Consider the following 11,538-nt stretch of genomic DNA (forward strand, 5'->3'; position numbering starts at 1 on the left):
CCAAGCTTAATTTATGCTTTTTAACTCCATCGAATTTTTAATCTTTTTGATTATTGTTTTTGTTTTGTATTGGTTTGTTTTTAAAAAAACGAAGCAACAAAATATCTTAATCTTATTAGCCAGTTATATTTTTTACGGTTGGTGGGATTGGCGATTTTTGTCCTTAATCTTTTTAAGTACTCTTGTCGATTTTTCGATAGGTAAATACTTAGAAATTACTGATGAAAAAAGAAAAAGAAAATGGGCATTAGGATTAAGTCTCTTTTTTAATTTAGGTATGTTAGGTTTCTTTAAATACTACAATTTTTTTATAGAAAACTTTGTTATTGGGTTTCAACAGTTAGGTATTCAAATGAATGTTTCTAGCTTACAGATTATTTTACCAGTTGGGATATCTTTTTATACATTTCAAACATTAAGTTATACGATAGATGTATATCAAAAAAAGTTAACGCCATCAAATAACTTTGTTTCTTTTGCTAGCTTTGTTTCTTTTTTTCCTCAATTAGTTGCAGGCCCAATTGAAAGAGCAACTAATTTACTACCTCAATTTCATAAAGAAAGAAAGTTTGATTATAATTATGCCGTTTCAGGTATGAAGTTAATTTTATGGGGGTTGGTTAAAAAAGTGGCTATTGCTGATAATTGTGCTGTTTATGTAAATCAGATTTTTGATAATTATCAAGAACAATCTGGACTAACATTAATTATTGGAGCAGTATTTTTTGCCTTTCAAATTTATGGGGATTTTAGTGGGTATTCAGATATAGCTATTGGTACAGCTAGATTATTTGGGTTCGATTTAATGCGGAATTTTAAATATCCATATTTTTCTAGAGATATTGCCGAGTTTTGGCGTAATTGGCATATTTCTTTAACCACTTGGTTTAGAGATTATGTGTATATTCCTTTAGGAGGTTCTAAAGGTTCTAAAACATTTCAGTTAAGAAACGTTTTTATAATCTTTTTGGTTAGTGGTTTTTGGCATGGTGCTAATTGGACATTTATTGCTTGGGGTGCTTTAAACGCCTTGTTGTTTGTTCCGTTGTTGTTAACCAATAGAAATAGAAAAAATATTGATGTCAATCATAAAAACACTTCCATAAAAGACATTTTAAGCATTATAGCAACCTTTTCAGTTACTTGTTTAGCATGGGTGTTTTTTAGAGCAGAAACAATAACAGAAGCGATACAGTATATTGGTAGCATATTTGATATTTCTAATTTTTTACCGTCAGTTATTCGTCAAAAAAGAATGTTTCCGGTATTGTTTATCTTTATTTTAATTGAATGGCTTTCTAGAAGAGATGAAATTGTAGTTGTTTTTAAAAACAAGTTTAGGTATGTGTTTTATATCTTGTTTATTTTTATGATTTTGTATTACTCATCAGATTCAAATAAAACTTCTTTTATTTATTTTCAATTTTAATATATGAGAAATTTTTTATTGAAATTAATAGCACTTTTATTGTTTTTAGGAATTATTTTTATAATTCTAGAATATCTTGTTTTTCAAAAAAATAGTAATCCATTTTCTTATAAATACAATTTATTTCAAGAAGAAAATGTTGAAGTTGTTGTTGCCGGAAATTCACATTTATTATTTGGTGTTAAAGCAGATAGTCTTTCTTTTAAGACCATCAATATAGCTAATAAAGGAAGGGAACTAGAAACTGATGTGGATATTTTGATGAAATATTTAGATCATATTGAATCATTAAAAGCTGTTATTATTCCGGTATCTTTTTATTCATTATTCACAGAGTTAAATAATTTCTCTAAGGATCATATTAAACAGAAAAGGTTGTATTACAGATTTTATAAATTAGAAAACTATAATCAAGGAATTTATAAAAATAGTTTATTGATAAACGAACCTTATAAAGAATTAATTGATAACAGTTTCTTAAACCCATTTACTAAAAAAAGCTACTTTTCTAAATTAGGTTGGAGAGCAAATAATGTGAGCTTTGAGGCTGACTCTCAGATAAAAAGCAAAATTAATAATTTAGAGCAATCAATTCATCATAAAAAAGTGATTTCTAAAAATATAAATCGTTTACAAGACTTAATTGATTTTTGTTCAGATAAAGAAATTCAATTATTTGTTGTATTACCTCCTTATTCCGAGTATTTTTACTCACTTACAAAAAGCAAGTATACAGGTATAATAAAAGGGATTTTAAAAGATAATTTTAAAGATTTAACTATTATAGAGTCAAATATGTTTATGTCAACAGACTTAGATTTTTATGAGAATTCAGATCATTTAAATGCTAAGGGAGCTACATTGTATACTAAGAAAATAGATAGTATTTTGAGAAAAAACATAAAATAAATTATTTTCAATGATAAAAGATTATGTAGTTTTAATGAGACCCAAGCATTGGATAAAAAATGTTTTGATATTTTTTCCAGCTTTTTTTTCAGGAAAAGTTCAAAGTTTAGAAAATATTTATATTTTAATATTTTTGTTTTTTTATTTTTCCTTAGCGGCAAGTGTTGTATATATCATTAATGATTTAAAAGATAAAGAAAGTGATCAATTACATCCAGAAAAAAAAGAAAGACCCTTGGCCAGTGGAGCTGTTTCTATAAAAGGCGCTTTTTTATTATTAGTTTTACTTTTAATGCTGTTAATTACGGGTTCTTTTTACTTAAAACCAATTACTGTTTTTGTTACCAGTTTATATTTAATTCTAAATTTGATGTATTCATTACATTTAAAAACAATTGCTGTTTTAGAATTATTTATTGTTGCTTTAGGGTTTGTAATACGTGTTATAGTAGGAGCAGAAGAAATAGATGTTATTCCTTCTAAGTGGATTGTGAGCCTCATTTTTTTCGGAGCACTATATATTATATTATCTAAACGAAGAGGTGAGATTTTAAATACTAAAGCTATAAAAACTAGAAAAGTTTTAAAGGAATATTCAGAAGAATATTTAACTTTTTCAATGGTTGTTATTTTGGCAGTCACCATTGTTTGTTATATGATGTATACCATCGATGTTTCGGTTGTTCAAAGGTTTTCTAATGAGCATCTATATATAACAACCATATTTGTAGCTTTAGGTATGTTAAGACATTTACAACAAACTTTAATTAAAAATAATACAGAATCACCTGTTAAATTCCTTTTTGAAGATAAATTTATTTTTATAATTATACTATGTTGGTTAACTACTTATTATTTTTTAATATATAAAATTTAATTTTAAAATGAAATCTAAATTTAAGACCTCATTATTAATAGAACGAAGTACAAGATTAAATTTTATTTTTATAAGTGGTGTTTTTACTATTTTAGGATTGTTTTTTATTTTTGGAGGGAAAGCTACAAATAATGTTTTTTATATTATTGCAATCTTTAGTTTAATAATTTCTAATTTTATTTTACAGATAAAAAAGGATTTTTTGATAATCAATGCAATAAATATAGTTTTTATATTATTTACAGTTTTTATTTCTTATCAATATATCGATCTTACTTTTGATGGACAAGCTTATCATCAAGAAATAATGATACAAATTTCTAATGGATGGAATCCAGTTTATGAATCGATTAAGATGTCAAACTCTCAGAGTTTATGGGTTAATCATTACCCTAGATCGTATGAGGTATTAGCTTCTTTTTTTTATAATATTACAAATTCTATTACTACAGCAAAATCAGTTAATATTCTTTTTTGTATACTTTCATTTTTTTATTCCTTTTTGTTTTTTAAAGAAAAATATAAAAAGAAAAAAGCTTTTATTATTGCTTTTATTATAGCTTGTAACCCAGTTGTATTAATTCAACTAACTACAAATTTAAATGATGGTTTTTTATATGCTACAACAATTATTTCTTTTTTTACTTACGTTTTAAGTAAAAAAAGAAAAACCTATTTAATAGATTTTTTATTAAGTTTAGTTTTATTAATAAATGTCAAATTTACAGGACTTATATTTGGAGTAGTACTTTGTTTATTGTTTTTATTACAGTTAATCTTTTTTGAAAAAGAAAATAAAATAATAATTTTAAAAAAGTTATTATTCTTAAGTTTATTAATAAGTCCTTTTTTGCTAACTCCTTATGGTAAGAACTTTATAGAAAAAGGACATTTTTTTTATCCTTTAATGGGAAAAGAAAAAGTAGATATAGCAACTTATTATATTCCAGATGTTTTAAAAGAAAAAAATAGATTTAACAAGTTAATTTATACAAATTTTGTTTCAATAGGAAATAGAAGTGATTCTCAACTAAAAATACCTTTTTCATTTACTTTTAATGAGTTACAAAAAATGAGAAATGGAGGGCCAAGACTTGGTAGTTTTGGTGTTTGGTGGGGAGGAATCTTAATTAGCTCTGTTTTGTATTATTTATTAGGAATTTTAAGAGTAAGAAAGCAATTTCAATTTTCTGAGTATGAATTTTTAATAGCTGTTATTTTTGGTTTAATGCTTCTAAATCAAGCGGGTTGGTGGCTTCGTTATACACCTTATTTTTGGCTAGTTCCATTGTTTTTATTTCTTTCTATCGATAGATATAAAAAGCAGACAAAAGGATTAGGTTTGTTATTTGTTTTGGTAGCAATTAATGCTTGTTTAACACTCGTAGTTTCTTTAGGCTTACGTTATAAAGATTCTATCACACTAAAGCATAAATTAATGGAATTATCTACATCAGGAAAAGAATATAAAGTTGATTTTGGGGCATACTTAGGCAATAAAGTTTTGTTTAATGAGTATAATATTATTTTTGAAGTAGTAGATGTTAAAACTCTAAAAAATCCAGAAAAATTTAATAATGAATTATGGATTGAAAAAAAATAAAATGAGAAGAACACTTTATCTATTCGATTTTGACGGCACAATAACGACTAAAGATTCTTTTGTTCATTTTGTGAAAAACAGTTTCTCTAATAAGGATATATTTTTGAAGTTATTTAGAAATTTTTTTAAAATATTTTTTTTGAGTTTAACTTGTAAAAAAAAATCTGAAGTGAAAGAGCTTTTGCTTTCAATTTTTTTAAAAAATAAAACTAAAGAAGAAATTGAAAAGATAGGAGTAGAATATTCAAGAAAAAATTTAGATAGTATAATTAGACCGAATTTTTTAGAATTTTTAAGTACTATTAATAAGGGTAAAAGTGATATTTTTATAGTGTCAGCTTCCCTAGATGTATGGTTGTCAGATTTTTCGAATCGTATGGGGTTTAATCTTTTGTGTACACAACTTGAGTATGAAAACAATGTGTTTACTGGTTTTTTTAAAGGGGAAAATTGTAAAGGTATTGAGAAGGTAAATCGTATAAGTAAAGTTGTTACTTTAACAAATTACGATGAAGTTTTTTCTTTTGGAGATAGTAAAGGAGATAAGGAAATGTTTGAATTATCTACTAAATACTATTACAAGCCTTTTAGAAAATAATTTTTATGAAAAAATTTATAATAAAAATGTCATCTTTAATAATAATATTATTATTAATATTTATTGTTTTTGAATATTTTATTTTTCCAATGAACAATAATCAGATGACAATAAAATATAAATTATTAAATAATATAGAAGATGTAGAAGTGATTATTTTAGGGAATTCACACACTTTTTTTGGAATTAACCCAGATGAATCTTCTTTTAAAATGATTAATATAGCAAATAAAGGAAGAAAGATAGAGACTGATTACTATCTTTTAAAAGAGAATTTAAGTAAGTTACAAAATGTTAAATACGTAATTATACCTATTTCTCATTACACATTGCTATCCGGAAGTCTGTCTTCTCAAGAAAAGAGATTATACTATAGATATTTTAATTTGAAAAAATATAATCAAAATTTTTATGATAATTTATTGTTATTAAATAATCCTTTTAAAGAATTGGTAGACAATTTGTTCTTAGGGTCTAAGAAAAATAATAATCTTTCTATTTCTAAAAAGGGGTGGAGGGCAAATAAAAATAGTTATAACAATAATCTAGTTGAGACTAAAGAGAGAATAAAAGCGATGGAAGGTAGATATTTAGATAGTGTTAATCATATTGATTTTAATTTATCATTTGTAAAAAAAATAGACGAATTAACTAAAGACCATAATTTTAAAGTGATTTTTGTAGTTCCTCCTTACCACCCAGATTATTATAAGTTTTCAAATACAAGTTACCATAAGTTTATTGAAAAAAAGGTTGATTCAATTATTAAATATAATAGCTATATTTTAAAGGCAAAAAAAATTAATATAAAACAAAATAAATATTTTGAAAATTCAGATCATTTAAACGTAAAAGGAGCAAAGTTATTTACCAAAAAATTAGATAGTATTTTAAAACTTAGTTTATGAAAATCCTTTTCGTTTGTCTTCAATATATCCATGCAGCTAGGTGGATAAATCAATTAAAAGATACAGAACATGAAATTTATGTTTTCGATTGCTTAGATAGACCTATTCATAAAGATTTATTGTGGACGAATAATATTACGGGATGGAGTAAAAGAAAAGTACCTTATTTAAAAGGTGAGTATTTTCTTGAAAAAAAAATGCCAAGTGTTTTTTATAAAATAGAACCGTATTTAAAAGTAACAGCTTCAGAAAAACTAGAGACATTGATAAAAGAACTCAAACCAGATTTGGTACATTCTTTAGAGATGCAATCGCAAACATATCCTTTGTTAAAAGTTAGAAAAAAAATCCATTTTAATTGGGCTTATTTTTCTTGGGGAAGCGATTTGTATTTATATCAAAATGAAAAAAAACATCAACAAAAGATAAAGCAAGTTCTTTTTAATTTAAATTATTTGTTTGTTGATAATCATAGAGATATTGATATCGCTAAAAAGTTAGGTTTTGTAAATGAAGTTGCAGGTGTTTTTCCTGGAGGAGGAGGTTATCAATTAGAAAAAATAAAAGAAAGTATTACTCAAATAAAAAAAGAAAATTCAATTATAATTAAAGGATATCATCATTGGGCAGGTAGAGCTTTAGTGGTTTTAAAAGCATTAGATTTTATAAAGAAAGATTTAGTAAATTATAAGATTTTAGTATATTCTGCTCATGATAATGTTCTCGATAAGATTACAGAAATGAACAGTAACGGATGGAATATAGAATATATTAGTCGGAAAAAAGAAGTGAGTCAGGCTGAATTATTAACGTTATTTGCAAAAGCTAAAATAGCAATTGGAAATAATATTTCAGACGGCATACCAAACACACTTTTAGAAGCTATTATTTTAGGTGCTTTTCCAATACAATCTAATCCTGGAGGTGTTTCTGAAGATTATATAAAAGATGGTGAAAATGGATTTTTAATTCAAAACCCAGAAGATGCTATTGAAATTTCTAAGTTAATTTCTAAGGTATTAAATAATGAAAAATTATTAGATAGTGCATTTTTACTGAATCAAGAAATTGCGAAGAAATTAGAGTATAATGTAATCAGAAAAAAGGTTTTAGATGTCTATTCTAAAATTGAAAATAAATTTTAACAGTATAACATGAGCTTAAAAACAGTTTTATTTGTTGTAAATAATAGTAAAATAGATTTAAATTCTAGTGGTGGTGCTTCTGTATACTATAGTCATGTAGATTTATTACATGCTTTAGGTTATAAAATTATATTACTTGCAACCCAATGGAATGATGTAAGTATTTTTAATGATGACGATTATAATGATGTTAGAGATAAAATAGATACAATTGTATCTTACTCTGTTGTAAAAAAGAAACCAAATAAAGGATTAAAACGATTAGGAGAAGCTTTTTTTAATCCTACAAAATTCGAGTATTACTTTATAAATAATGAAAATAAATTTTTTTTTGAGGACATTATCTTAAAACATAATATAGATTTTATTTGGGCAGAATGGAGATGGAATGCAATTATGATTGCTGCTTTTAATTTAAAAACTCCAAGTATTTACAGTCATCATGATTGGGAATATAAATTAGCAAAATTAAGAAGTCCTAATCAGAATTTAAATAAACGTTTTCATACGTATCAAAAAAAACGTGTTGAAATCAACTTAATTAAAAGTGTATCTGGTGTAGTTTCTGGTTCTTATACAGAAACAAATGAAGTTTTAGAACATCAAAAAAATGCACTTTATTTACCAACAACTTATATAAATATAGAATCAGATATAAAACCAAGTAAATTTCCTAGAATAGTACATTTAGGAGGTATGGGAACAACAGCAAACAGAATCGGTTTAGAAAGGTTTATTACTGTTTGTTGGAGTCTTATAAAGGCAGAAATCCCTAATGTAGAATTGGTGGTTGTTGGAAAATTAAAAGGAGCTTCTAAAAATCTATTGGAAATTATTCATTCAGACAGTCAGATTATTTCATTAGGTTTTGTTAAAGAATTAGATGCTGTTTTATTACCTAGAGATTTTCATATTATTCCGTGGGAATTTAATACAGGAACAAGAACAAGAGTTCCTGTAGTTTTTAACTACAAGCAGGTTTTAGTTTCAACAAAAGCAGCAGTAGAATGTTACCCAGAAGTTACAGTAGAAAATACTGTTTTATGTGATGATTTAATTGATATGAGTACAAAGATTGTTGCCTTATATAAAAGTAGTGATAAGGGTAGTGAAATAGCTATTGAAGGTAAAAAGTTATTTAAAAATCACTTTACAGCACTATCACAAAAAGAAAATTTAAAAACGTTTTTAGACAAACTATAATGAAAGAGACATTTATAATTGCAGAAATTGCACAAGCACATGATGGAAGTTTAGGTTTAGCGCATTCTTATATAGATGCTGTAGCTAAAACAGGTTGTAATGCTATAAAATTTCAGACCCATATTGCAGAAGCAGAAAGTAGTTTAGAAGAGCCTTTTCGTGTAAATTTTTCTTTTGAAGATAAAACGCGTTATGATTATTGGAAAAGAATGGAATTTACTTTAGAACAGTGGAAAGAAATAAAAGCCCATTGTGATAAAGTTAGTTTAGAATTTATCAGTTCTCCGTTTAGTAATACTGCGGTAGATTTGTTAGAAGAAGTGGGCGTAAAGCGTTATAAGATAGGTTCTGGAGAGGTTAATAACTTTGTTTTATTAGAGAAAATTATTCAGACAGGTAAGCCTATCATAATTTCTTCTGGAATGAGTTCTTTTGAAGAGTTAGACAAAACCGTTACATTCTTAAAAAATAGAAATGCTAATTATTCTATTTTACAATGTACAACTGCTTACCCAACAAAACCATCGCAATTTGGTTTTAATGTACTTAAAGAATTAAAAGAAAGATACAATGTTGTTGTTGGTTTTTCTGATCATTCCTCTTCAATTGAAGCAAGTATTGCAGCGGTTGCTTTAGGTGCAGATATTTTAGAATTTCATGTTGTTTTTAATAATGAAATGTTTGGGCCAGATGCCAAAGCTTCTTTAAACTTTAAGGAAACTAAAAAGTTAGTAAAAGCAGTAAGAAATATCAAAAAGGCTTTAAATAATCCTATCGATAAAAACGATAATTCTAATTTTAAAGAATTAAAACAGATTTTCGAAAAATCTTTGGCAATTAATAAAGATTTAACTGAAGGACACGTTATAAAATTTTCAGATCTTGAAGCAAAAAAACCAAAGGGATTTGGTATTTTAGCCAGCGATTATCAACGTATAATTGGTAAAGAGTTAAACAAAGATCTAAATAAATGGGACTTTTTAACTTTTAACGATTTAAAAGAATAATATGTTAAAGAGAAAAATTTGTGTTGTTGTAACTGCAAGACCATCTTACAGTAGAATTAAAACAGCACTTACAGCTATAAAAAATCATCCTAAATTAGAATTACAATTAGTTATTGCAGGTTCTGCTTTGTTAGGTAGATATGGTAATGCCGTAGATTTTATTGAAAAAGATGGTTTTCATATTGATGAAAAAGTGTTTATGGTTTTAGAGGGAGAAAACCCTACGGCCATGGCTAAAACTACTGGTTTAGGTGTTATGGAATTGGCAACGGTTTTCTATAATTTAAAACCAGATGCTGTAATTACTATTGCAGATCGGTTTGAAACGATTGCAACTTCTATTGCGGCTGCTTATCAAAATATACCTTTAGTACACATACAAGGAGGAGAGGTAACAGGTAATATCGATGAAAAAGTGAGACATGCAAATACCAAGTTAGCAGATATTCATTTGGTAGCATCAGAAGATGCAAAAAAGCGTGTCATAAAGTTAGGCGAAAGTCCAGATTATGTAATAAATACCGGTTGTCCATCTATAGATTTAGCAAAAGAAATTAAAGAAAAACCTTTATTAGATTTTAATCCAATAGAGAAATACGGAGGAGTAGGTACTTCTTTAGAATGGAAAGAAAAAGGATATATTGTTGTAATGCAACATCCGGTTACAACGGAATATAAGGCAGCAAAATCTGATGTTTTAAAAACATTACATGCCGTTGCAGAATTAGATATTCCTACTTTTTGGTTTTGGCCAAATGTAGATGCTGGTTCAGACGGAACATCAAGCGGAATTAGACAATTTAGAGAAATAAATAAACCTCAAAACATTCATTTCTTTAAAAACATGGAACCTCATGATTTTTTAAGATTGTTAGTAAATTCTAAATGTTTAATAGGGAATTCTAGTGTTGGTATTAGAGAATGTTCTTATTTAGGAGTTCCTGTTGTTAACTTAGGAAGTCGTCAAAATAGAAGAGAAAGAGGAGATAATGTATTGGATGTTGCTTATGAAAAAGACACTATAAAAGACGCTATATTAGTCCAAATTAATAATAAAAATATTACTTCTTCGGCAATTTATGGCGATGGTAATTCAGGAGAAAAAATAGCAGACGTTTTAGCTGAGATCCCTTTATTATTTCATAAAACAATTACGTATTAATGAGAATTCTTGGTTTAATACCTGCAAGAGGCGGATCTAAAGGAGTTCCTGGTAAAAATATAAAATTACTAGGAAAAAAAACTTTACTGCAATATACATCAGAAATCGCTTTGGCTTCTAAATATTTATCTAAAGTAGTTTTAAGTTCTGATGATGATGCTATTATAGCTATTGCAAAAGAATTAGGTGTTGAAGTACCTTTTAAAAGACCCTCAAACTTAGCTGAAGATGCATCACCTACTTTACCAGTAATAAAGCATGCACTGCAGTTTTATAAAGATAAAGGAGAACATTTTGATGCTGTATGTTTATTACAAGTAACAAGCCCTTTTAGAACATTAGAGTTCTTAGATGAAGCGATTAACAAATTTGTAAAAAAAGGAACAGATTCATTAGTATCAGTGCAAGAAGTACCACATGAATACAACCCTCATTGGACATTTAAAATGAATGATGAAGGGAATTTAAAAATTACTACAGGAGAAAAAAACATTATTTCTAGAAGACAAGAATTACCAATAACATATCATAGAGATGGAAGTGTTTATTTAACAAAAACGAACGTTATTGAAGAGCATAATTCTTTATTCGGCGATAGTATGGCTTTTATGGTTACTCCTAAAGAAGATTATGTAAATATAGATACTTTAAAAGATTGGGAAAAAGCAGAAAGTATATTAAAAAATAAATAGTTAAA

The 11,538-nt window shown here is 26.6% G+C and carries 11 protein-coding genes; all 11 read left to right on the forward strand.

Features of this window, described 5'->3' with window-relative positions:
* Positions 1–13 precede the first annotated feature (13 nt).
* The 11 genes from H0I28_RS03000 to H0I28_RS03050 are packed head-to-tail and all read left to right on the forward strand — an operon-like array spanning position 14 to position 11,533.
* On the forward strand, positions 14–1,429 hold the full coding sequence (locus H0I28_RS03000; protein ID WP_218760412.1) for an MBOAT family protein: 1,416 nt from the start codon (positions 14–16) through the stop codon (positions 1,427–1,429).
* Between the two features lie 3 nt (positions 1,430–1,432).
* Entirely contained in the window at positions 1,433–2,338 is a 906-nt protein-coding gene (locus H0I28_RS03005; RefSeq protein WP_218760414.1) for a hypothetical protein, read from the forward strand.
* 10 nt (positions 2,339–2,348) lie between these two features.
* Positions 2,349–3,215, forward strand: a complete 867-nt coding sequence (locus H0I28_RS03010; protein ID WP_218752775.1) for a UbiA prenyltransferase family protein — start codon at positions 2,349–2,351, stop codon at positions 3,213–3,215.
* A 7-nt stretch (positions 3,216–3,222) separates the two neighbouring features.
* Positions 3,223–4,818 (forward strand): glycosyltransferase family 39 protein, encoded by a 1,596-nt coding sequence (locus H0I28_RS03015; protein ID WP_218760416.1) that lies wholly within the window; start codon positions 3,223–3,225, stop codon positions 4,816–4,818.
* Position 4,819: 1 nt separating this feature from the next.
* The gene (locus H0I28_RS03020) at positions 4,820–5,416 is read left to right on the forward strand and encodes an HAD-IB family hydrolase (protein WP_218760418.1); all 597 of its coding nucleotides are present in this window, start codon (positions 4,820–4,822) and stop codon (positions 5,414–5,416) included.
* Positions 5,417–5,421: 5 nt separating this feature from the next.
* Positions 5,422–6,324: a hypothetical protein gene (locus H0I28_RS03025; RefSeq protein ID WP_218752778.1), complete on the forward strand. Its 903-nt coding sequence runs from the start codon at positions 5,422–5,424 to the stop codon at positions 6,322–6,324.
* Positions 6,321–7,469 (forward strand): glycosyltransferase, encoded by a 1,149-nt coding sequence (locus H0I28_RS03030; RefSeq protein WP_218760420.1) that lies wholly within the window; start codon positions 6,321–6,323, stop codon positions 7,467–7,469. Before H0I28_RS03025 ends, H0I28_RS03030 begins: the two co-directional genes overlap by 4 nt.
* A 9-nt stretch (positions 7,470–7,478) precedes the next feature.
* Positions 7,479–8,672: a glycosyltransferase gene (locus tag H0I28_RS03035; RefSeq protein WP_218760421.1), complete on the forward strand. Its 1,194-nt coding sequence runs from the start codon at positions 7,479–7,481 to the stop codon at positions 8,670–8,672.
* On the forward strand, positions 8,672–9,679 hold the full coding sequence (locus tag H0I28_RS03040) for an N-acetylneuraminate synthase family protein (RefSeq protein ID WP_218760423.1): 1,008 nt from the start codon (positions 8,672–8,674) through the stop codon (positions 9,677–9,679). The genes H0I28_RS03035 and H0I28_RS03040 overlap by 1 nt, the downstream gene beginning before the upstream one ends.
* A gap of 1 nt (position 9,680) precedes the next feature.
* A complete protein-coding gene (neuC, locus tag H0I28_RS03045; protein WP_218752784.1) occupies positions 9,681–10,841 on the forward strand; it encodes a UDP-N-acetylglucosamine 2-epimerase in 1,161 nt (386 codons plus the stop codon).
* Positions 10,841–11,533 carry an acylneuraminate cytidylyltransferase family protein gene (locus H0I28_RS03050; protein ID WP_218760424.1) on the forward strand — a complete coding sequence of 231 codons (693 nt, stop codon included), beginning with the start codon at positions 10,841–10,843 and terminating at the stop codon, positions 11,531–11,533. Before neuC ends, H0I28_RS03050 begins: the two co-directional genes overlap by 1 nt.
* The last annotated feature ends 5 nt before the right edge of the window (positions 11,534–11,538 follow it).

Origin of the sequence: Polaribacter sp. AHE13PA (genome assembly GCF_019278505.1) — a bacterium.
Taxonomy (GTDB): Bacteria; Bacteroidota; Bacteroidia; order Flavobacteriales; family Flavobacteriaceae; genus Polaribacter.

Bases quoted from the DNA above. Each gene is read 5' to 3' on its own strand.
- H0I28_RS03000 (WP_218760412.1), top strand. From the start codon at position 14: ATGCTTTTTAACTCCATCGAATTTTTAATCTTTTTGATTATTGTTTTT.
- H0I28_RS03005 (WP_218760414.1), top strand. From the start codon at position 1,433: ATGAGAAATTTTTTATTGAAATTAATAGCACTTTTATTGTTTTTAGGA.
- H0I28_RS03010 (WP_218752775.1), top strand. From the start codon at position 2,349: ATGATAAAAGATTATGTAGTTTTAATGAGACCCAAGCATTGGATAAAA.
- H0I28_RS03015 (WP_218760416.1), top strand. From the start codon at position 3,223: ATGAAATCTAAATTTAAGACCTCATTATTAATAGAACGAAGTACAAGA.
- H0I28_RS03020 (WP_218760418.1), top strand. From the start codon at position 4,820: ATGAGAAGAACACTTTATCTATTCGATTTTGACGGCACAATAACGACT.
- H0I28_RS03025 (WP_218752778.1), top strand. From the start codon at position 5,422: ATGAAAAAATTTATAATAAAAATGTCATCTTTAATAATAATATTATTA.
- H0I28_RS03030 (WP_218760420.1), top strand. From the start codon at position 6,321: ATGAAAATCCTTTTCGTTTGTCTTCAATATATCCATGCAGCTAGGTGG.
- H0I28_RS03035 (WP_218760421.1), top strand. From the start codon at position 7,479: ATGAGCTTAAAAACAGTTTTATTTGTTGTAAATAATAGTAAAATAGAT.
- H0I28_RS03040 (WP_218760423.1), top strand. From the start codon at position 8,672: ATGAAAGAGACATTTATAATTGCAGAAATTGCACAAGCACATGATGGA.
- neuC (WP_218752784.1), top strand. From the start codon at position 9,681: ATGTTAAAGAGAAAAATTTGTGTTGTTGTAACTGCAAGACCATCTTAC.
- H0I28_RS03050 (WP_218760424.1), top strand. From the start codon at position 10,841: ATGAGAATTCTTGGTTTAATACCTGCAAGAGGCGGATCTAAAGGAGTT.